This is a genomic window from Anabaena subtropica FACHB-260 (assembly GCF_014697105.1).
Classification (GTDB): domain Bacteria; phylum Cyanobacteriota; class Cyanobacteriia; order Cyanobacteriales; family Nostocaceae; genus Trichormus; species Trichormus subtropicus.
In genome coordinates this window covers 38,403-61,239 of sequence record NZ_JACJRF010000013.1, presented here as the reverse complement: position 1 = coordinate 61,239, position 22,837 = coordinate 38,403, and the positions used below count along the sequence as shown (strand labels likewise).

The window sequence follows — 22,837 nt, the reverse complement described above, 5'->3', positions numbered from 1 at the left end:
ACTCTTAAAGGGTGTGCAGAGGTACTCTTTTGCCTTTGTTAAGTTTGGTATCTTTCTGGCAACGGCAAAACTGTTGTTAGGTAGATTAATGAGTCGAATCAATGGATTTATTGGCCGTCGTAATTTCTTAGGGTTAGCAGGCGCGGGAAGCTTGGCTGTTGCAGTTACTTCTTGTGTTGGTAGTGTGACTGTAAGTAAAGAAGAACAAGCTATTGCTGATGATATATCAATCAAGCTGAATCCAGTAAATTCACAACAAGCTTTAAAACTTTTACTAGATGGCAATCAAAGATTTGTCACTAGAAAACCAAGATATCCTAATCAATCACAGAAACGCTTGCAATCAATTGCCAAAGCACAGTATCCTTTTGCAGCTATATTAGGCTGTGCAGATTCTAGAGTACCTGCGGAAATTGTCTTTGATCAAGGACTTGGGGATTTATTCGTGGTGCGAGTTGCTGGAAATGTTGCTAGTGATATGGCGATAGGTAGCTTGGAATATGCTACATCTGTACTCGATACACGGTTAATTGTGGTTTTAGGACATAGAAGATGTGGTGCTGTGGAAGCAAGTATAAAAAATGAACCACTGCCGGGTAGGATTAGCTATGTTGTGGAAGGCATTAAACCAGCTTTAGCAAAACTACAATCAACATCTAAAGATATTAATGAGGCAGCAATGATTGCAAACATTAAATACCAAGCTGAAAAACTACAACAAAAATCAACTATTTTGGCGGAGTTAATTAAAAAGGGTACACTCAAAATTGTCGGGGCTTCTTACGATATAGATACAGGGAAAGTTTCTATTATTTCATAATTTATGAGTAATGAGTAATGAGTAATGAGTAATGAGTAATGAGTGATGAGTGATGAGTGGTGAGTCAATACGGTTCGGATAAGCAGGGGGTGCAGGGGAGGCAGGGGAGGGAAGAGAGTTATTATTAAGCAATTTCTCTTCCCCTGCTTCTATTCTCCCCCTGCACCCCCTGCTCGCCTCAACAGATAACTCTGTTAACCGAACCGTATTGAGTGGTGAGTGATGAGTAATGAATAATGAGTAATGAGTGATGAGTGATGAGTAATGAGTGATGAGTGGTGAGTCATTATTCCTAATTCACATTAGGCGTAATTTATCTTCAATTACAGCTTATGGTTACTAGCGATCGCTATTCATAGAGAAAAATATTGTATAACCATAGTTTTATCCAATGATAGATTTATTCCAATGCTAGACATAATTTTGGTATATTCCAACTAATGACAAAGATTTATATCACTAAGTTGCAATACCTTTTAAGTTTTTTACTACCCTAAGAGTCCTGTATCTATCAATCAATTCAATAGTGCCTTGGGGTATTAATTTCATGAGTTATTTTCACGGCAACTCAGTTAAATTTTGTTGAGGAGCGTTAGTATATCATGAGTCGAATTAATGGATTTGTTGGGCGACGAAATTTTTTAAAATTAGCAGGTATAGGTGGTGCTGGTATTGGCGCTAGTGCTGTGGGTAGTTTACTGTGGCAAGAAGAAATTGCTGTTGCTCAATCTCCATCAAATACTAAAGAAAAACCTCAACCAGTTAATCCACAAGCTGCTTTAGCTAGGTTAACTGAAGGAAATAAGCGGTTCGTAGATGATAAGCGCCTTAACCCTAACCAAACAAGATTGCGTTTACAAGAAACTGCTGTTGGGCAATATCCATTTGCAGCCATACTTGGTTGTGCAGATTCCAGAGTACCTGCGGAAATTGTTTTTGATCAAGGACTTGGGGATTTATTTGTTGTTAGGGTTGCTGGTAATGTTGCTAGTCCAACTGCTATAGGTAGCCTAGAGTTTGCTACATCTGTGTTAGGCGCCCAACTAATTGTAGTTTTAGGTCATGCAAGATGTGGTGCTGTTATAGCAGCAGCTAAAGGTGATCCTCTACCTGGAAGAATTGGTGTTTTTGTGGAAGAAATCAAACCGGCGGTAGAAAGGGTAAGAAATAAAACTGGTAATTTAGAAGCAAATTCTGTTATTGCTAATGTGCAGTATCAGGCAGAACAATTGGCAGAAAGTTCGACTATTTTAAGAGGTTTGCTCAAAGAAGGTAAACTAAAAATCGCTGGTGGTAATTATGATTTAGCTAGTGGTGAGGTGAGTTTCTTGGCTTAAATTAAAAATGTTTTTTTTAATTAGAAATATTAACAAGGTAAATATCTCCACCTTATTAATATTTCTAAACTAAATGAGCAAAAATCGCTGTTTGTGTAGTATTCCAAACGTGTTGCATGAAATTTCCCAATCTGCAAATATTGGCAGTTCTCAGGCTCCTAACTCAGCCCTAATAACCTTGCTCCCTGATAAAACAAAACACTTACAACCCATGCCAACGTTAATCCATAAGCAACAGATATCAAAGTAAACTTGATACTTTTTGATTCGCTGCGGATAGTTGCAACTGTAGCTAAACAAGGAGTGTAGAGCAAGCAAAACAGCATGAAACTATAGGCTTGAATTGGTGAAATTGTCTGAGCGATAGTTGCTTGCACAGCGTTGGTATCAGCAAGATGGTAAATGCTTGCTAGAGAACCTACTAAAATCTCCTTGGCAATAAACCCGAAAAGTAAAGCGATGGTCAACTCTTTGGGAATACCAGCCGCATTCAACACAGGTGAGAAAAACTCACCAATGCGTGTGGCGTAGCTTACATTGTCACCTCCGGGTAAATTGTTGAGTAACCAAATAGCTAATACACTAATTGCAATCCATCCACCAGCACGCTGTATAAAAGCTTTGACTGCATTTGCACCCGTAACCATACCCAGTAGAATCGGAATAGCGATGAGCATTTCCCCCATACTACTAATCGAGTTGGCTGTACCTTGAGGTAAATTACTTAACAGCCAAACACCAGCTACTCCGGCTGTAATAAATCCTGTGGCACGTTGCAAAAATTGCTTTAACTCTCCCCATCCCCGTAAAAATACTTGCTTGAGTGTGGGAAAGCGGTAGGGAGGGAGTTCAATGACAAATGGTTCTTGGTTTTGAAACTGCCCTTTCATGAGCAATCCTGTTAGCAGCGCTACAACAAAGCTGAACAGGTATAGCGAGAATAACACCAATGGCCCCCAAGTGCGGTCAAATAGGGCATCAATGATGAATACAAATACAGTCAACCGTGCGGAACACAGAGCAAAGGGAATAATGAAAATAGTGAGTAAGCGTAAAGCCTGCGATCGCATTACTCTTGTTCCCATAATGGCTGGTATATTACAACCAAACCCCATAATTAGCAACACAAAGCTACGACCATCCAGCCCGAAATGATACATCAAGGCATCCATCATATAGGCTGCTCTGGAAAAATAGCCACTATCTTCGACAATCGCCATCATAAAGAAGAAAGTCACCACCAGAGGAATGAACGATGCTACTGTAGCTAATCCACCATACATCCCATCGACTAAAAAGCCCCGCCAAAATTCTGGTAAATTGGCAGTTAGAGGAACAATAGCCGCTTGCTGTAACCAGCTTGTGATGCTATCAGCTACATCTTGTAATGGCAACCCTATCAGCCAGACGAATTCAAACATTAAGTAAATCGACAGGAAAAATAGGGGTAGTCCTAAAAATGGATGCAAAAATAACCCATCTAATCGCTCAGTTATTGTTTTGAACAACTGAGAGGGCATTTCCACAGTGCTTTCTAGAGTTTCGTGAACTTGTGACTCTGGAATTTGTCGATGTGTTTGAATCTGCTGCTGCAATTCTTCCGGGGCGATAGATGCTTGATTTTCAGCTAATTTTTGACTGATTTTACGCATGGCATGAGCATAACCATGACCATACTTAGCACTCACCAAAGCTACAGGCATCTCTAGCTTCTGCGCTAGTTTATGTTCATCTATTTTGATGCCAAAATGCTTTGCTTCGTCTACCATGTTGAGAATCACTACAGCAGGCATTCCCAGGGCTTTTACTTGTAAGACTAGACGAATCTGGCGATCGATTTGCGCCGCATTGAGAATCACCAGCACTAAATCTACTGGACAAGTACTAAAGAATGTTTGCACCACCTGCTCATCTTCAGAATAGCCCTCTAAATCATAAATTCCTGGTAGGTCAATAAACTCGACTTTCCGACTATCTAACTCTACCTCAGCCTTTAACAGGTCAACCGTTACACCAGGCCAATTGCCTACAAATGCACCCGCCCCGGTAATCCGGTTAAATAATGTAGATTTGCCAACATTGGGCATTCCTAAAACGGCCACTCTCTGCACCCCAGGCTGATTCACCAGTGTGCCAAGTCCCGAACTTGAATCATGGCAATGTGTCATTTAATACCTCTTTGTCAATAGTCAATAGTCATTAGTTATTGCCCCTATTCCTTTGACAAGAATTCCCTCAGCTTCATGTCGTCGCATCGCCACTTCTGTGGTCAATCCCACTCGTAGATGTAGGGGGCCGTTCCACCAAGCTTGGCGGAGTACTTTTACTTGTTGCCCTTCTTTGAAACCCATTGCTTCTAGTCGTCGGACTAATCCAGGTTCATCTGTACTAATTGAGGCAATAGTCACTGTTTGCCCAGGTTTTACCATTGATAGTTTCATAACTCATGCTACCCCTTGACAATGGCCACACATTATTCAACAGCAATACTGTTCTCTCAGTTGTTTCATTTGCAGCGTTTGCTGATGAAGATTTGAGCTAAGATACTTATGTATATTAGCAATTAAGCGAGTATATTATTCAAGTTTATTGAGAATAATTTTTAATTAAATTCTTTCTGAATAAATTTAATAAAAAATCGGAAAAATTTTGAGTAAATAGCAAACATCTGAATGGGTGCTGTTTTTGTCCTAACCTAATCTTTAAAAATAATTGCGTTGGGGAGAAATTAATCAGCAACGGTATTAAATAGACTTATGTTCACAGTTAGATTCCTCGTAAGGGCTTGACTTGACATAACTATTTCGTGGGATTTGGAAATCTCTATCAGGATGAATTCCCACCCATCACATCGCTACATCACCAGGAGGGGGAAATCATGACGATCGCCACCAAGCCGGAAACCAGTCAGCGAGTATCTCAGGAATCAAGTATCATTGCGGGAATCAAATATAGTGTGGTACATAAAATTCCAGGGAGAATAAGACTTCGCGTTCCCTTGTTAGCCCATGACCCCTACTATGCCCAAAATCTGCAAGAGTTACTAAAATCTGACAGTCGCATTTTAGAAGTACGTGTTAATTTTTGGGCTACTTCTGTTGCTATTAAATATCAACTATCTAGTAGCAGTGATGAGTTAATGCAAGCTTATTTAGTATGTTTGCTGCACGAGGCTAGAATCAGTCAACAGTCAACAGTTAACAGTCAACAATTAGGACAAACAGATGATGCTGGGGTGAAGTTACCAGCTTTTGCTACGCTGTTAGCTTTATTGGGTTTAGGTTTTCCCATTCCCAGAGTAATGATTGCAGCGACGGTGGCATTTGCAGCTTTACCGATTGCTAAACGCGCTTATACTAGCATCACTCAAAAAGGAAAATTAAATATAGATTGTCTGGATTTTATAGCGATCGCTCTCACTTCTGCCCAAGGAAACCTATTAACACCAGCTTTGGTGATGATGCTACATGAAATTGGCGATATGATCCGCGATCGCACCGCTAGAGTTACGGAAAATCACGCCGCCGATTTACTCGCTTCTTTGGGACATTACACTTGGATTGCACAAGCAGATGGGCAGAAAAAACACGTCCTCGCCACAGACGTACAACCACAAGACACAGTAATAGTTTATCCGGGTGAACAAATCCCCGTGGATGGGCAAATATTACGGGGTAAAGCTTTAATCGACCAACAAAAACTAACTGGTGAAGCCATGCCAGTTTTACGTCAGGTGGGAGAAGCGGTTTATGCTTCTACCCTGGTGAGGGAAGGAGAAATTTACATCCAAGCTGAACGAGTGGGAATGGCTACCCGCGCCGGTGCAAGTATAGAGTTAGTACAAAAAGCACCCGTTCACGATAGCCGCATGGGTAATTATGCGGCAACTATTGCCGACAAAGCCATATTACCAGCGCTGATTTTTTCTGGGTTGGTATTCGCAGCCACTCGTAACCCTGCCAGGGCTGCATCTATCCTCACCCTTGATTTCGTGACAGGTATCCGCGTTTCCATACCGACAACTTTCTTAGCCGCCTTACACCATGCTACTAGACACGGTGTTCTTATCCGCAGTGGACGCGCTTTGGAAAAATTAGCACAGGTAGATACATTAGTTTTTGATAAAACAGGCACTTTGACTAAAGGCGATATTGAAGTTGTAGAGGTAGAGACGGTAACAGGGAGAATATCTACCCAAAGACTGTTAGCACTGGCCGCCGCAGCCGAACAACGCTTGACTCACCCAGTCGCCGAAGCTGTGGTACGCTACGCCAACAGACAAAATGTAGAAATTCTGCCCAGGCAAGAATTTGTGTATGAAATTGGTTTAGGTGTACGAGCAGAAATTGACGGTGAGCAAGTTATAGTAGGGAGCGATCGCTTTTTGCGTCAGTGTGGCATTCTCCTCGATTGTCTTTATGAGCCACATAGTTGCAATCATGCAGATTGTCCAAAGCACCTCAATTGTCGCATCTCTGCCCATGATTCTTTACTGTATGTGGCAGTAAATCAGCAGTTCCAAGGAGTAATCTATTACACAGATCCCCTGCGCCGAGAAAGTCCAGCCGTGATTGAGAAACTGCAAACCGAATACGGCATGGAAATACATCTGCTGACAGGGGATAATCAGCAAAGGGCTATAGCGGTTGCTGAAAAATTGCATCTTCCCCTGTCCCAAGTCCATGCAGAAGCATTTCCCGAACAAAAAGCCGAAATCATCCAGAAATTACATAATTCAGGTAAAACCGTAGCGTTTACCGGCGACGGCTTAAATGATTCCATCGCCCTAGCCTATGCAGATGTCGCCATTTCTTTTGGTAGTGGTTCTGAGGTGGCAAGAGAAACAGCCGATGTTGTCTTGATGGATGATAACTTAACTAGTTTTCTCGAAGCAATAGCGATCGCTCGTCAAACCCAAGCAGTAATTAAACAAAATATCGGTTTAGCCGTTGTTCCCAATTTAGCCGCTTTAGGACTAGCGACCACCGTAGGACTGCATCCCCTAGCGGCAACTGTAGTTCATAATGGTTCAGCAATTGCAGCCGGGTTAAATGGTTTACGTCCCCTCATGCACAAAGACCCGCCGAGGTAGAACGGTGATACATTGCAATTCTTAAAACCCCTCTCCAAAGACGCGGAGCGGCTTCTCGCTAGAGTACCTCTCCCTTGCAAAGGGAGAAGTTTTGATTCTTTCTCCCCTTCCCTTGTAGGGAAGGGGTTGGGGGTTAGGTTTCAGGGAAAGTTGCACATTGCGTATTCTTATAAACTAATATACTATTTTTCCGTTTTAGTTAAGAACTGGAAAGTTCTCCTTTATAACTGAAACATTCTTGTTTGGAACTGAAATATTCTCGTTTGGAACCGAAATATTCTTGTTTGGAACCGAAATATTCTTGTTTGGAACCGAAACATTCTTGTTTGGAACTAAAACATTCTTGTTTGGAACTAAAACATTCTTGTTTGGAACTAAAACATTCTTGTTTGGAACTAAAACATTCTCGTTTAGAACTAGAAAATTCTCGTTTGGAACTAAAAACTTTCAAACTAGAACGTTAAGCTTGACTATTGATCACATTTTTATGATGAATCAACCAACTATCAAACTCTTGCCAAAACATCAGCAAACTATCTTTACCCATGCTGAAAGGGTCTATCCTGAAGAGTGTTGTGGGTTGATGATGGGATATATAGCTGATGATGTGAAAACTGTAGTGGAAGTGATACCTACCGCTAACGCTTGGGAGACAGAAGCAGATAACTTTAGCCAAGAAATAACCAAGGCAAATATATCTTCACAGGTTCCCTCTTTAAAAAGAAGATATGCGATCGCTCCTCAAATTATGTTACAGGTACAAAGGGAAGCACGTGATAAAGCCTTAAATATCATTGGTATCTATCATTCTCACCCTGATCATCCTGCTATACCTTCAGAATGCGATCGCCTCTATGCTTGGGCTGGTTACTCATATATAATAGTTTCCGTACAAAATGGTGTAGCTAGCGACATCCTTAGCTGGAGTCTAGATGACAATCATCAGTTTCAATCAGAAATAATTGATAACATAATTTAAATACTGAAGTTTAAAGACCGATATCATTTTTCGATACAATCAATAATCCGCGCTTCCTCATTCAAACTCCTATGCTTAATCCCAATCTGGAAGATATCCAGTTGACCAAAGACGACTACGAACGCTACTCTCGGCACTTAATTTTGCCAGAAGTGGGAGTAGAAGGACAAAAACGCCTCAAAGCTGCCAGTGTATTATGTATCGGTACTGGGGGACTAGGTTCACCACTACTGTTATATTTAGCAGCCGCAGGTATTGGACGCATCGGGATTGTTGATTTCGATGTGGTTGATACTTCTAACTTGCAACGCCAGGTTATTCACGGAACATCCTGGGTAGGTAAACCCAAAATTGAATCTGCGAAGAATCGCATTCACGAGATTAACCCCTATTGTCAGGTTGACCTCTACGAAACTCGTCTCAGTTCCGAAAATGCCCTAGATATTATCAGACCTTACGATATTGTCGTGGATGGTACAGATAACTTCCCCACCAGATACCTAGTTAACGATGCTTGCGTATTGTTAGATAAACCCAATGTCTACGGTTCAATTTTCCGCTTTGAAGGACAAGCCACAGTATTTAACTACGAAGGCGGGCCGAACTACCGCGACTTATACCCAGAACCACCACCACCAGGATTAGTTCCCTCCTGTGCAGAAGGTGGAGTATTAGGAATTTTGCCAGGAATTATCGGTGTAATTCAAGCCACAGAAACAGTCAAAATTGTTTTGGGCAACGGTAATACTCTCAGTGGTAGATTGTTGCTATACAACGCCTTGGATATGAAATTCCGCGAGTTGAAATTGCGTCCTAATCCCATACGTCCAGTTATTGAAAAGCTGATAGATTACGAACAATTCTGTGGTATTCCTCAAGCCAAAGCAGCCGAGGCGCAAAAAATGCAAGAAATTCAAGAAATGACAGTTACCCAACTCAAGGAATTGCTGGATAGTGGGGCGAAGGATTTTGTCCTGTTAGATGTGCGTAACCCCAACGAGTATGAAATTGCCAAGATTCCTGGTTCTGTATTAGTTCCTTTACCAGACATTGAAAATGGTAATGGTGTAGCCAAGGTTAAGGAAATACTCAACGGACACCGCTTAATAGCTCATTGTAAATTGGGCGGGCGATCGGCGAAAGCCCTAGCTATCCTCAAGGAATCAGGGATTGTGGGAACAAACGTCAAAGGCGGAATCACCGCTTGGAGTCGGGAAATAGACCCATCCGTTCCTGAATATTAAGACCAATAGTCGTAATGTAGAGAACAAGCAGGGGAAATTCAAAGTTGTGAATTTCCCCTTTTCTGTAATCTAACATTGCATAATTTGAATAATAGTCAATATTTTTTTGCTGGGATTGTTTTAGGAGTAATTGCTTATGTCGTTATCAACTCCAGTCTTTGCCAACAAGACCTTAGAGGAGTTTCTGAAATTACCAGAAACTAAGCCAGCCAGTGAATATATTGACGGTAAAATCTACCAAAAACTGATGCCTCAAGGAGAACACAGCACCTTACAAAGTAGTTTGGTGACAGCTATTAATGAAATTGGTAAACCACAAAAATTAGCTTACGCATTTCCTGAGTTACGCTGCACATTTTCGGAAACTTCTATAGTCCCAGATATTGCTGTTTTTGAATGGTCGCGTATTCCTTTACGTCCTAATGGCAGGATTGCCAATAAATTTGAAATTCCTCCCGATTGGATTATTGAAATTCTTTCTCCAGAACAATCCCCTAATCGGGTTATCCGTAAAATAATGTTTTCTATACAAAATGGTACAAAGTTAGGTTGGTTTCTTGACCCAGACGATGAATCAATCATGATTTTTCAGCCTGATCAATTACCAGAAATCAAAGCTGGGAAACATATTTTACCTGTTTTGAGTGTATTAGTAAATTGGCAATTAACAGTAGAAGATGTTTTTAGTTATTTGAGTTTTAATTGAAAAATTAGTGGTGCATGGCAAGGCTAAAATGATGCGTTACGGCTAATTTTCATTCGCTTAAAGCCTCAAATATTTTTATGGACGCAACACACCAGACTTCAGATTTACTTTTCAAACAGTCTTTTAATTACGAATTACTATCCTAATTGAAAAAAAAGTCTTTCCCAATCAATTGTAGGTGGTCTGTTTCCCTTATTTACTAGTTCAAAAACTTGCCCTTCACTGGCTGAATAAAAAATAGATTCCACGCAAGCTGTGGCAACATCAATTCTACTAGCATCACCAGCTAGGGTGTCACCTTTGCCAATGACTACATCTAGCTTACCGCCTGTGGTGGCTTTCAGGAGGGTGTTAAGGTCATAGGAGGTATAGGGGCCATCAATCAAACGTCCTGGGCGGATAATCGTATAAGGTAGTCCCGAATTGATGATTGCTTCCTCTCCCTTTTGTTTAGCATCTAGCACGCCAAAAGCATTTAAAATACTAAAAGGTGGCTGATCTTTACGGAGAATTCCCACAGAGGATACAAACACAAACCTGCTCAAATTTCGGGGTGCGGCGGCGACTAAGTTACTTACACCTTCTGCGTCAACCTTGGCTGGGGTATTTTTTGCCTTTGCTTCTCTATAGTCGGAATCTAGAAGAATCTTACCCCATTCAAATAAGTTGGGTTCTGGATCAAACTCCCATCTACCGGAGGGAAAAGCTGTAGTGCCTGTACAACATATAATATGGGTGACCTGAGCAACTGCTGGCGGGAGTGTGTTGGGTTCGCGGATATCGCCAACAAAAACTTCCACTTTGTCATTGAACAGCTTTTTGGCTTTTTCGGCGCTCCGCGTAAGAATCCGAACCTTCACGCCCTTCTCCAATAGCTTTCCGACGACAATTTGCCCTACTCCACCTGTCGCACCAACAACCAATACCACATCTTCAATTCTTGCAGAAGTCATAACGTCCTAAAGATAGCCTATTGTTAATTTACTGAAAAATGTGAGTACGCTGTTTGCTACCACAGGGAGATATCACAGACAAAAGCCTGGTGATTATAACCAGGCTTTTGTGCAGTGGGGATATATTCCCCAAAGGTTCGATATAGAAGTTCTGTATAATTCGTTGTACTGATAGGTAATACCACGCCCTTTCTGGCAATTCCGGAAAAATAGCAGAAATTTATGGCAGTTTCAATGAGGAATATACTGATAGCTTGAGGGCGTAGGATGGAGATAAGCAGAGATTTTATGGTAGTTTACCGCATTTTTACTGATGAATTATTTATCTGGTAGCTGGCAAGAATGGCTGACTGTATCAGCATATTTGGGTTTGACGGTTTTTGTGATGTGGCGTGTGTTTGGCACACAGAGGAGATAAGAGACTTCAGTTCAATATGTGTGAGGCAAATCCGATCGCTCCTCCTGCTAGGACTAACCAGGCAGAGTTGATTTTGAATCGGAATACAGCGATCGCACTCACAATTGCCATGATAATGGTTAACCAATCAATTAACGCCGCTTGTCCTAATGTATAGGTAACTCCTGCCATTAATCCCAGAGAAGCTGCATTCACACCATCGAGCAATCCACTAGCCCAGGGAGATTGACGTAACTTAGTCACCCAAGGGTTAACCATCCACACTAGCACAAAAGATGGTAGGAAAATTCCGGCTGTAGCGGCGATCGCTCCGGCATTTCCTGCTAACAAATAACCGATAAATGTGGCGGTAGTAAACACAGGCCCCGGTGTCAACTGCCCAATTGCTACCGCATCCAAAAGCTGCTGTGATGTCAGCCACTGGTTGCGCTCAACTAAATCCCGTTGCAGGAATGCCAACAACACATAACCACTACCATAGAGAACACAGCCAATCTTGAGAAAGAAGAGAAAGACATTCACCCAACTGACTGATGTGACTACTGCTGTTGTCGTACCGATTTGAGCTAGAAAACCTGAAAAAGGCAATAAGAATGCTCCGCTTATTTTTCCTCTGTTTTGCCAATTTTTCACTACCATGACAGCGATACCCAGCAGAATCAGCAGCAAAATTTCATTTAATCCTGCAAAGTAGGCGGCTATGGCTAACACCCCAGCAATGCTTGTCGGTATATCTTTAGCTGCCTTTTTACCTAGATTCCACAGAGCCTGAAGCACGATCGCAATAATTACAGGTTTAATGCCATAGAGTAGCCATTCCACCTGCGGGACTGTCTGATAACGGACATAAATGGCAGCTAATATCCAAACTATGAGCATGGCAGGGACAATAAAGCAACTGCCCGCTACTAGTAAACCACGCCATCCGCCTCGTTCGTAGCCAATATGAATGGCTAATTCCGTGGAGTTGGGGCCTGGAATCAAATTTGTAATTCCCAGCAAATCCAGCAGTTTCTGACGGCTCATCCACTGACGGCGATTCACCACCTCATTATCCATCATGGCAATGTGGGCAGCCGGGCCACCAAAAGCGATCGCCCCCAAACGCAAAAATACCAGCGCCAGTTCTTTTAATCGCTGCTGCTGCTGGCTGCTAGTGAGAGCATTATAGGAAAGAGTTTCTGGCTCTTTGTGAATATCATCAGCTTCCTGTGCCACTATATTTTTCCTATTTAAATATGTTGACAGGATTAATATATCGAATTTCGATAACGAAAATCTACATATTTTTATAGCAGTGGGATGAGTTAATCAATTTTTTTACTGGGTAATTTAGTTCCGCAGCGTTTACAAAATCCCGCATCCTGATCATGAAACTGTAAGCCACAACCCAAGCAAACCGTTTCTATTTGATTCACAGTTTTAACTAAACGCCTAATTAAATTTCCAACTTGCCACGGAATTAATGCTACACCTGTCAAAATCATCAACACAGTTAATAATCGACCTAATTCAGAAATAGGAGTCACATCACCAAAGCCTACAGTGGTCATTGTGACAACTGAGAAATAAAAAGCATCTAAAAAAGTACTATAAACTTGAGAATTTACAGGATGCTCTACTTGATAAATTAAACCAGAATAAACAAAAATTATAGTAAATAAAGTAAACAGAATCCGAATAAAAATTATTCCATCTTCAGAACTGATACTGCCAAATAAAAATTTACTATCGATAAATCTGATTAATCGTAAAATTCTAAACCACCGTAAGATACGGATGAAACTAATATCTACTATACCTATTAAAAATGGCAAAATTGCCATTAAATCAATAATTGAATAAAAACTAAATATATAATTAAGTTTATTTCCTGCACTCCAGAGACGCAGGGTATATTCTACTGCAAAAATTATCAAGATAACTGTATTTATGACATCTAACTGTAAGCGAATATAGTCAGGTATATTGTAGGTCTGAGCTACAAAAATACCTGATGATAATAGAACCAAGGCAGCAATTATCAGATTAATCGCTCTACCCAATGGCGTTTCTAGGTCTGTTAAGTAAAACTCGGTTTTTTGTCTACTTGGCAACATATTTTACAACAGCCATTTCATGGTATTTTTGCTGATTATCTTGCTGAATTACCAAGCTAATATTAACCAAGAATATTTTATTTGCCTAGCCATGACAAAGAAGTAAAAAAAAATACATTTTAGTGATTTTTGTGAACCGAAAAGTTACTCAGAAGAAATTAAGTGCCAATGTTTATAAATCTATGTCAACGGTGATGATTTCAGCTTAGGGACTTCCAGATAAAAAAATATCCAAGTAGGTAGGGTGCGTCAGTGCGAGAAAACCTAGCTTTACCAAGAAATTATTTATACTGACGCACCCTGCAAACCATCAATTTGGAATAATTTATTTTTTGGTGTTCCCTTATTCACTCAAGATGTGCAGCACTCATCTGATTGCAGCGATCGCCTACGGTGGGACGTGACTCAAGTCAGCCAAACAAGTGGCACAGCGATTGCATAAATATAGACTCAGCCAATGATTATGTAAGTATATACCGATATGTCTGCGATTTATGTCATCGCCCTTTGATCACCCATTGAGAATTGATATTAGACTACCTTCCTCCCATCCTCAACTACTAGAAGGGTTGGATATATGGTTGCGTTTGGGTTTAATATCTGATACTCAAGTTAGGCAAATATGTCAAGATTATCTTGTTTGTCAGATAGAGTTACAATCTCAGCCGGAACCACAAAGGGTAGTTGCAACTATCAGAACATCAGAGAGGCCATTAGTTGCTCAATTACCAGAAACACCTAGAAAACCACCAAAACAACCAGCACAACCCAACATTGCTACGAGAATGTTGCAGTCCTTGGGAGAAGAACTAAGCGTTCGTTGGTTGTTGTTTCTAGGTGTATTCTTAGTTGTAGTTTCATCTGGGGTATTGGCTGCTAGTCAATGGGAGAGATTTCCCGCTTCCGGGCAGTATGGGGTTTTATTGGCTTATAGCTTGAGTTTTTGGGGTTTGAGTATCTGGGCTGGTAGACAAAATAATCTGAGATTGACAGCGCAGACATTATTGATTGTCACTCTGTTATTAGTGCCGGTTAACTTTTGGGCGATGGACAGTTTCGGGTTGTGGCGCAACCCTCTAGACTGGATGACAGTAGCGATCGCATCTCCCATATTAACAATAGTGACAGTTTTGCTGTGTAACAATCGCACAGTCATCACCAATTTTCCCAGAGGGAAATTACCATTAATAAATATTCTAGGGTTGAGTTATCTCCATTGGGGTTGGAAATTACCAGGATTCCCCCTAATTGCCATTTATGTGGCGATGATCAGCACAACCATCATCTCTATTTATCACAGTCGCCGACAGCAGCACCACCAACCCATACCGGCAAATGAAGGCGAAGAATCCCAGAAACAGATTATTAATACTTATGCTGCTGTCGTTGTCTATGGTTTATTACTACTCCTATCGCGGGCAATTTTCGTTGCTGGGGTTGATGTTACTCAACTAGGTTTAGCCATTGGTATTTGCGGCTGGCTAACAACTTGGCTAGCACAGCAAGAAAGACAGAAACGTACATCTCCTACATCTCCCCTTCCCTGGGAAAAACTCGGCGGAATTTTACTCTTTTTAGGTTGGCTAGTAGCAGTAACAGAACATCCAGCACAAGCGATCGCGGTGAGTGGCTTGGTTTTGTGGGTTGGCGGAGTGCGCCTATACAGATACAGCTTGCAAGGGGATTTCGCATTACTGTTTGTCGTTGGCTTACAGACGATTTGGTTAGGTTGGCGATTAGTTCCATCTGGATTGCAACAATCAGCGATCGCTATTGCTACACAAATCACTCAGTCACAAAATGAACCTTGGGCTTTAATCAGCATTGCTTTATTTCCCTATCTAGTTCTCATGGTGGTACTTACAGAAATCTTGTACCATCACCGTAAGCGAGAAGTTGCCCGGTTTGGCGAAATTTTAACACTGTTATTTGGGGCTTGCCTAACTACGATCGCTACCGTTAATCCTACCTTGCGATCGCTCAATTTATTGCTGTCCGTAATCACTCTAGCAGTCGTCAGCAAACGCCGTTCTCCTGTACCTGTTCCCTTGGTGTACCTAACTCACGTTGTGGGATTATTGGCGCTTTGCTCAATTATCGATTGGCTATTACCCAACCTAGCCTTACATCTATGGGCAAGCATCCTCATAGTGCTGATGTTGGTAGAGTGGGGATATAGCCTGGGTACTGGCATCTGGAAACGCAGCTCATGGTATATCGGCTTAGGATTAGCTGTTGTTAGTTTCCTGTTGCTGTGGATCAATGTGGAAACTAGCTGGACTGGCGAAGTGTACAGTCAAGCTCGTTGGGGCGTGATTTGGTTAGCAACACCCATAGCCCTGACAGGTTTAGCCAGTCGGACAACTCAACGCCGCACCACCAACAGTTTCTTAAGTATCCTGGCTGTGGGCATGACACAGCTATTAACCTTACCCTTACCCGGAATTAGATTGATTAGTTTGGCTGTGAGTACAGGTGTGATGTATGCCAATACTCGGTATTTACCCAGTCAACAAGTTGCAGGCGTTACCATTGGTTTTGGTTTAAGTTTTCTTGGGGCTTTGCTGTGGGAAGGTGTCCCAGGTTTACCGCGCCTTGCAGTAGCCGGGTGGTATGTTGTGGGTGCAGCCGTTATTTTAAGTTTATGGTTAGGACGTACAGCACTATTACGCCCTAGTTCTGAATTAGCAGATATATATGCAGGTGCTGCTGATAAATGGGCGATCGCTTTATGTGGCGTAGAATTATTAACTCTCACGCGCCATTCCCTAGTTATGTACCAAGGGTTTGAGCCTCCTGGGCTTTTATACTTAATTGCCACAGCCATAACTTTAGGCGCAATTACTTATCGGAATTGGCGACAACCCACAGATTGGGGATTTTATGGAATAGGTTGGTGTGTAGAGTTATTGATTGCTGAGGTGTTAGGATTTGGCGGACGATCAATTATTCGTGTCGCAATTGCTAACATCGCCTTAGGTTTATTCACGCAGTTTTTAGGAGAATGGTGGCGACGACGTTACCAATTAACCAAACTACCGAATAGTTTCCATATCCTGCCCCTATTTTATGGCTTATTTAGTGTACTGCTACGGTTTAACACCTTTACCAATTGGTCTGGGTTATCTTCTTTGGGTGTAGCATTAATTTTCATTGGCGTAGGGCGACGCAGGCAAGACTTCAAGCCCTTACTTTACTTAGGGATTATTGGTGTATCCGTCTCCGCTTACGAGATTTTGTTCTATCAAATGTTACAAGCTTCTGGTGGTGGCTTAGGCGATGGCTTAATTGCAATGGCGGCCTTGGGTACAAGTATTATGTCTGCTTACCGCATCCTCGCGCCTTGGTTGACAAATTACTTACGCCTCACCCCCCAAGAACTGAAAGTCATTGCTCATCTGCACTGGGCTTGGAGTAGCGTTTTACTCATGACTGCAATTATCCTCCCCATCCAAGTTAATCGCCTTGTAGGGTTGGGAACGGGCGCATTTTTAATTATATACGCCATTTTACAAGGTAAAAATACACCAGATTCATCTGTTTCCCGCGTCTTCGGACGCATCACCACAGCAGATATTTGGGTATACCTGGGTTTCTTATTAATAGCTGGGATGAGAGTTTATTGGCGGGAAACTGCCGTAGGACAATGGATTACAGGCCCCTTAGTACCTTGGAATGGTGCGATCGCTTGCGTATTTGCTTATTTCTTATATATCCTACCGTGGCAGAGTTGGGGATGGTCACAAAAACCCTGGCGACAAGCCGCCTATATTGTGCCAATTGTAATTTTAGGCGAAACCAGACTTTTCGTTTACCCAATCACTTTATTAATAGCAGCCGGATTCTACATCTTTTTAGCCAAGGTAGCCGAAAATATCCGGTTTACTTATATTAGTGTGGTCTTGTTAGATTGGGCATTATTTTCCTGGTTTAATCAGTTACGCCTCACCGATAATTTATGGTACGTCACAATAATTGGTTTATCACTGCTGTATATTGCCCAAGTAGATCCGCAACTAACACAGCCAGAATTTAAATTAGCTCGTCACAGCTTGCGAATGTTGGGTAGTGGGATAATTTGTGGTTGGGCAATCCTATTTCATCAAAATGCTCCCCTCATCCCCGGAAGTTTCGCTTTAATTGCCATTTTTGCCGGATTAGCTTTAAGAATCCGGGCGTTTCTCTATATTGGCACAGCCACGTTTTTGCTCACCAGCGTTTACCAATTAGTAGTTTTTAGCTTGCGTTACCCCTTCTTAAAATGGGTTGTGGGTTTATTTGTCGGTATTGTCTTAATTTCCATCGCCGCCAATTTTGAAACCCGCCGCGCTCAACTAAATTCCCTACTTCGCAACACCAGTAATCAATTTGAGGAATGGCAATAAGCATGAAAGACAGATACCAAGAAACTTTTCCGACTCTCACCTGTCCCCTGCCATATAATATTGAGTTTTCCGCTATGGGATGATAACTGTTAACTGATTCTGTACGCCGCCATAAATCTACAATATAGGCAGTTGCAGTTATCGCCTCACTACATACAAACTGATGAACAATAAGAGCAAGCCAGACTGGGCTGGTGAAAGTCTACTCTCCAATTTCGTGAATTTATTAATTCAAACTAAACCCATTTACGGGGTGATGAAACAGCAGGCTAGGCAAGTTCTCATCAAAACGGCTGAGAAAAACGGCATCCCTTGGCGGAAAAATTATGAAGCACTCCAAGCATCACCAGCAAAACAACTGCTGGATACGATAACGAATCCTCACGTCATTTACCCTGACTACTACAAAGTACCCTTTCATGCTTATTCGGAAGGCAACCTCTGCTGGGACGCCGCTTTTGAAACCGAATCAGCTACATACTCGATGGCGTTGCGGGTATGGCCTCAAGAAAACATCACTTGGGAAGCCGCCCATGCTAGATTGAGAGGTACTTTTCATGATGCTTTAGCAACATATGCACCGCAACAAGTCAGGGATATTTTAGATATTGGTTGCTCAGTGGGTGTTTCTACCTTGGCGCTACACCGTTATTACCAAAACCGGGAAAGGTATCCAGTCCGCACAGTGGGTTTGGATTTGTCGCCTTATATGCTGGCTGTAGCCAAAACTAGGGATGTTAATAGTGAAATATCCGAGTGGCTTCATGCTAGGGCAGAAAATACAGGTTTACCAGATAATTCTTTTGATTTGGTGACGCTTCAGTTTGTGATTCATGAACTGCCAAGTTACGCCACCCAGGAAATTTTTGTGGAAGCCAAACGATTATTACGTCCTGGTGGTTATATTGCTTTAGTTGATAATAACCCGCGATCGCCTGTCATCCAAAATCTCCCTCCCGTCCTCTTCACTCTCATGAAAAGCACTGAGCCTTGGAGTGACCAATATTACAGTTTTGACATAGAAGCAACACTGCAAAAAGTCGGTTTCCAAGAACTCGTGACAGTTCCCAGCGACCCCCGCCATCGGACAATTATTGCTAGAAAGCCACATTAAACACATACTCCGCGCATCTCTGCCTTTAAAGACCAACCCTGTTCAGCAGAGCTAAATGCTGACTCACTGGTGCAAGAGTATTAGCCACAATCAGTCCACTAGCTGCGACAGCTGGTAAACCGATACCCGGAAAGGTCGAGTCACCGCAGCACATCAACCCTGGTAGGGGTGTGCTGTGGCCGGGAAATAGACCAACATCTGCGGAAATTGCCGGGCCATAAGAACCACGATTACGGCGTAAAAATCTTTCGTGGGTCAGGGGTGTACCTACCAATGTGATTTCACAACGAGAGCGAATATCAGGAATGATACGTTCTAGAGCTTGCCACATCACTTCCGCACGCAATAGCTTTTGTTGTTCATATTCCTGACTTCTCCTGTCCAAACCTTCCCATAATGAGTAAGGTTCATTACCAGGAGTATATACATGAATTACGTGTTTACCTAATGGTGCTAAGGTCGGGTCAAGAATTGAAGGAATTGATACCAGCACTACATTTTGCGGTGCATTAATCCCTAGTTGCCAATCATTAACTACAATGTGATGACAAGCCAAATCTGCTGGTAATCCTTGAGCATCAATACCTAGATGCAGGTGCATGAAGCTATCACATTCCGGTGTTGCTTGGCGTTGGCTGCGGAATTTTTTTGATACAGCCCCCTCCGGCAATAACTTCAGTGTATCCCAAACAGAAGCATTGGACACAACCGCCCGTCGCGCCCGAATTTCTTGCCCATCACGCAACCTGACACCTACAGCCCTGTTACTTTCTACTAATACTTGTTCAACGTGAGTCCCTAAAAGTAATTGCCCACCGTGTTTTTCTAGTCCTTGCACCAAAGCATTAACTAAAGCACCACTACCACCAATCGGGTAGTCTAAAACTACTCCTGGCCGATACCAATCAGCAAACATGAATGCTACCTCTGCGGCATTAGTTCCAGACGCTGGAAGTCCAGAGAGGAGAAAACACAGCAAGTTTAGCCAATTACGAATAAACGGGTCACTGACAACACCATTCATGATCCGGGAGAAAGGCCCCGTTAACTTGAGGAAATTGGCAGATTGTTGAGCGAGAGTTGGAGCAAATCGGCCGATGGTCAAAGCTGCGCCTATATCCCAGCGTAGCGCAGCTGGGGGAAGAGCGATCGCCGCTTGAGCTAGTGGTGTCATCACCCGTTGCAATTGTCGCCATTCAGCCACCGCATCCTTTCCCCGAAGTCTCTCCAGCACTTCACAAAATTGTTCTGCACCCACTGAGGCATTAAAATTACCTTCCGGTAGACAACAGCCCCAAGTATCATAAGTAACGCATGGCAAATCAACACCAACTGCGTCTAGCACTTGCCGTAAGGGGTTAACCGAAGGACTATAAGATAAGCCAGAGTAAAGAGAAGGCCCATTATCAAACTTAAATCCTTGACGTTCAAAAGCGTGCGCCGCCCCACCAGGAATTGTATGACTCTCACAAACAGTCACATCAAAGCCATAGTGTGCCAAAATAGCAGCACAACTCAAGCCCCCAACACCGCTACCAATAATAACTACATCTGTTTGGTTCATGGTTAATAGTCAATAGTCATTAGTTTTTTCCCTGCTCCCTGCTACGCCACTTGCTCCCACTCCCCTCATTTCCTAACTTTTTCACTATCCTAAATATAGGGGAATTACTTTTACGTAAATTGCTAGCAGGTGTCAGATGCTGCAAGTAGAACAGATATTGCACGACCGTTATCAAATTCAACGCCTACTGGGTCATAATGGGATTCGGCAAACTTGGTTAGCTAAAGATTTACAAGCTACTAATGCCGAACATTCACTGGTTGTGGTTAAGCTCCTGGCTTTTGGTGGTAGTGTTCAATGGGATGACCTGAAACTTTTTGAACGGGAAGCCCAAATTCTCAAACATCTTCATCATCCCCGGATTCCCCAGTATCTGGATTACTTTTGCATTGATGACCGTTCACTCTGGTTTGGTTTAGTACAAGAATATATTCCTGGGGAATCGCTTAAAGAAAAACTCACTGCTGGTAAAAGATTTACTGAAAAGCAAGCTAGGAAAATTGCCGTTGAGGTGTTAAAAATTCTCATATATTTACATGAGTTGAATCCTGGTGTATTGCATCGAGATATTAAACCAAGTAATTTAATTTGGGGTGAAGATAAAAATATTTATTTAGTAGATTTTGGCGCTGTGCAAGACAAGGCTGCTAAAGAAGGCGTGACTTTTACTGTTGTGGGTACTTATGGTTACGCACCGATGGAACAATATGGTGGTCGGGCGGTTCCAGCATCAGATTTATATGCACTGGGGGCAAGTTTAATTCATCTGTTAACTGGTATCTCTCCTGCCGAATTACCCCAGCAAGATTTACGACTACAATTTACTAACATTGTTCATCTGAGTCCTGGTTTTGTGAGATGGTTACAAAAAATAACAGAACCAGCACCAGAACAACGTTTTATTAATGCTCGTCAAGCTTTAGACACGCTTAAATCTGGTTTAGTTAAATCTACTAAGGACGATCGCCTAGTATTATCCAAAAAATTCATTAATAATTCTGGCTGTGGGATTAATAATCTCACAGAACAAGTTCCTGAAGAAATTTTAGGGTGGAACTGGGGTGCTTTTTTACTACCTTGGGTATGGTTGTGGACTAATCAAGTTTGGGTAGGATTATTTTGTTTTATACCCCAAATTGGTTGGTTCACAACGATCGCTTTGGGTGCAAAAGGCAATGAATGGGCTTGGAAAAGTAGACGCTGGCGCAGTATTGAACATTTCCAAGCCCATCAGCGAGGGTGGGCGATCGCTGGTATTTTGATTGGCGCACCCGTTAGTATTGTGTTATGGGTAAGTGCGATCGCTTTACTTAAATCAATTTTGTAATGGTTTGTAGTCAGGACTTTAGTGCTTCAAGATTTTGTTAAAGTACTAAAGTGCTTTCTACAAACAGATTTTGTCACCCATTTACTGGTGATTCAACTACACCTACAGGACAAGCAACATTTGTCCCGCCTAAGCCACAATAACCATTAGGATTTTTAGCTAGATACTGCTGATGATAAGCTTCTGCGTAGTAAAATTCAGGTGCATCGAGGATTTCTGTAGTAATCTTTTCATATCCTGCACGGCTGAGAGCTTGCTGATAAGCCTCTTGTGAAGCTTCTGCTAACTGTCTTTGCTCGTCGGAATAGACGTAGATACCGGAACGATACTGAGTCCCTACGTCATTACCTTGGCGCATTCCTTGGGTAGGATTGTGGCTTTCCCAAAAAACCTTTAGTAACTGGGTGTAACTAATTACTTTGGGGTCAAACACCACTAATACTACTTCGTTATGACCAGTCAAACCCGTACATACTTCATCGTAAGTGGGGTTTGGCGTAAAACCAGCAGCATAGCCGACGGCTGTGGTATAAACTCCTGGTTGTTGCCAAAACTTACGTTCTGCACCCCAAAAACAACCCAAACCAAATATTGCTTTTTCCAAGCCTTCTGGAAAAGGGGGTTTTAGTGGGTTCTTGTTGACATAGTGTTGAGCCGGTACAGGCATAGTTTGCGCCCTTCCTGGTAAGGCTTTTTCAGGGGTGGGCATCGCTAATTTTTTGCCAAATCCAAATAGTGCCATTGATTTTGAGTCTTGATATACATATTTAATTTACTTAATATTTTAAGTGTTGTGCGT

At 42.2% G+C, this 22,837-nt stretch carries 17 protein-coding genes; 9 read left to right on the top strand and 8 right to left on the bottom strand.

Annotated elements, in window-relative coordinates:
* Window positions 1–88 precede the first annotated feature (88 nt).
* Together H6G18_RS09995 and H6G18_RS09990 are read left to right on the top strand one after the other, a co-directional pair.
* Entirely contained in the window at window positions 89–820 is a 732-nt protein-coding gene (locus H6G18_RS09995; protein WP_190406946.1) for a carbonic anhydrase, read from the top strand.
* A 602-nt stretch (window positions 821–1,422) separates the two neighbouring features.
* Entirely contained in the window at window positions 1,423–2,157 is a 735-nt protein-coding gene (locus tag H6G18_RS09990; RefSeq protein ID WP_190406945.1) for a carbonic anhydrase, read from the top strand.
* A 158-nt stretch (window positions 2,158–2,315) separates the two neighbouring features.
* Here the strand turns inward: H6G18_RS09990 and feoB are convergent, their stop codons facing one another.
* Both feoB and H6G18_RS09980 read right to left on the bottom strand, forming a co-directional pair.
* Window positions 2,316–4,325: a ferrous iron transporter B gene (feoB, locus tag H6G18_RS09985; protein ID WP_190406944.1), complete on the bottom strand. Its 2,010-nt coding sequence runs from the start codon at window positions 4,323–4,325 to the stop codon at window positions 2,316–2,318.
* Window positions 4,326–4,346: 21 nt separating this feature from the next.
* The gene (locus tag H6G18_RS09980; protein ID WP_190406943.1) at window positions 4,347–4,598 is read right to left on the bottom strand and encodes a FeoA family protein; all 252 of its coding nucleotides are present in this window, start codon (window positions 4,596–4,598) and stop codon (window positions 4,347–4,349) included.
* A gap of 437 nt (window positions 4,599–5,035) precedes the next feature.
* On the opposite strand from H6G18_RS09980, the gene H6G18_RS09975 reads away from it, so the two are divergent.
* Entirely contained in the window at window positions 5,036–7,249 is a 2,214-nt protein-coding gene (locus H6G18_RS09975; protein ID WP_190406942.1) for a heavy metal translocating P-type ATPase, read from the top strand.
* A gap of 199 nt (window positions 7,250–7,448) precedes the next feature.
* Here the strand turns inward: H6G18_RS09975 and H6G18_RS09970 are convergent, their stop codons facing one another.
* Complete coding sequence (locus tag H6G18_RS09970) at window positions 7,449–7,700, bottom strand: hypothetical protein (protein ID WP_190406941.1); 252 nt, start codon at window positions 7,698–7,700, stop codon at window positions 7,449–7,451.
* A gap of 39 nt (window positions 7,701–7,739) precedes the next feature.
* Here H6G18_RS09970 and H6G18_RS09965 point away from each other — a divergent pair, with 39 nt between their 5' ends.
* From H6G18_RS09965 to H6G18_RS09955, 3 genes are all read left to right on the top strand, one after another.
* A complete protein-coding gene (locus H6G18_RS09965; protein ID WP_190407008.1) occupies window positions 7,740–8,228 on the top strand; it encodes a Mov34/MPN/PAD-1 family protein in 489 nt (162 codons plus the stop codon).
* A 71-nt stretch (window positions 8,229–8,299) separates the two neighbouring features.
* Window positions 8,300–9,472 carry a molybdopterin-synthase adenylyltransferase MoeB gene (moeB, locus tag H6G18_RS09960; protein ID WP_190406940.1) on the top strand — a complete coding sequence of 391 codons (1,173 nt, stop codon included), beginning with the start codon at window positions 8,300–8,302 and terminating at the stop codon, window positions 9,470–9,472.
* A 136-nt stretch (window positions 9,473–9,608) separates the two neighbouring features.
* Complete coding sequence (locus tag H6G18_RS09955) at window positions 9,609–10,178, top strand: Uma2 family endonuclease (protein WP_190406939.1); 570 nt, start codon at window positions 9,609–9,611, stop codon at window positions 10,176–10,178.
* A 137-nt stretch (window positions 10,179–10,315) separates the two neighbouring features.
* On the opposite strand, the gene H6G18_RS09950 is transcribed toward H6G18_RS09955, so the two are convergent.
* The 3 genes from H6G18_RS09950 to H6G18_RS09940 all read right to left on the bottom strand — a co-directional run bounded on the left by H6G18_RS09950 (window position 10,316) and on the right by H6G18_RS09940 (window position 13,648).
* Window positions 10,316–11,131, bottom strand: a complete 816-nt coding sequence (locus tag H6G18_RS09950; RefSeq protein WP_190406938.1) for an SDR family oxidoreductase — start codon at window positions 11,129–11,131, stop codon at window positions 10,316–10,318.
* Window positions 11,132–11,555: 424 nt separating this feature from the next.
* Window positions 11,556–12,767 carry a chromate efflux transporter gene (gene chrA / locus H6G18_RS09945; RefSeq protein WP_190406937.1) on the bottom strand — a complete coding sequence of 404 codons (1,212 nt, stop codon included), beginning with the start codon at window positions 12,765–12,767 and terminating at the stop codon, window positions 11,556–11,558.
* A gap of 89 nt (window positions 12,768–12,856) precedes the next feature.
* A complete protein-coding gene (locus H6G18_RS09940; RefSeq protein WP_190406936.1) occupies window positions 12,857–13,648 on the bottom strand; it encodes an ion transporter in 792 nt (263 codons plus the stop codon).
* A gap of 494 nt (window positions 13,649–14,142) precedes the next feature.
* On the opposite strand from H6G18_RS09940, the gene H6G18_RS09935 reads away from it, so the two are divergent.
* Window positions 14,143–18,033 carry a DUF2157 domain-containing protein gene (locus H6G18_RS09935; RefSeq protein ID WP_190406935.1) on the top strand — a complete coding sequence of 1,297 codons (3,891 nt, stop codon included), beginning with the start codon at window positions 14,143–14,145 and terminating at the stop codon, window positions 18,031–18,033.
* Window positions 18,034–18,196: 163 nt separating this feature from the next.
* On the top strand, window positions 18,197–19,147 hold the full coding sequence (locus tag H6G18_RS09930; RefSeq protein WP_190406934.1) for a class I SAM-dependent methyltransferase: 951 nt from the start codon (window positions 18,197–18,199) through the stop codon (window positions 19,145–19,147).
* A 25-nt stretch (window positions 19,148–19,172) separates the two neighbouring features.
* Here the strand turns inward: H6G18_RS09930 and H6G18_RS09925 are convergent, their stop codons facing one another.
* Window positions 19,173–20,711 (bottom strand): phytoene desaturase family protein, encoded by a 1,539-nt coding sequence (locus tag H6G18_RS09925; RefSeq protein ID WP_190406933.1) that lies wholly within the window; start codon window positions 20,709–20,711, stop codon window positions 19,173–19,175.
* 136 nt (window positions 20,712–20,847) lie between these two features.
* Between H6G18_RS09925 and H6G18_RS09920 the strand changes: the two genes are divergently transcribed.
* On the top strand, window positions 20,848–22,038 hold the full coding sequence (locus H6G18_RS09920; protein ID WP_190406932.1) for a serine/threonine protein kinase: 1,191 nt from the start codon (window positions 20,848–20,850) through the stop codon (window positions 22,036–22,038).
* Window positions 22,039–22,111: 73 nt separating this feature from the next.
* On the opposite strand, the gene msrA is transcribed toward H6G18_RS09920, so the two are convergent.
* Entirely contained in the window at window positions 22,112–22,780 is a 669-nt protein-coding gene (gene msrA / locus H6G18_RS09915; RefSeq protein ID WP_190406931.1) for a peptide-methionine (S)-S-oxide reductase MsrA, read from the bottom strand.
* Between the last annotated feature and the right edge of the window lie 57 nt (window positions 22,781–22,837).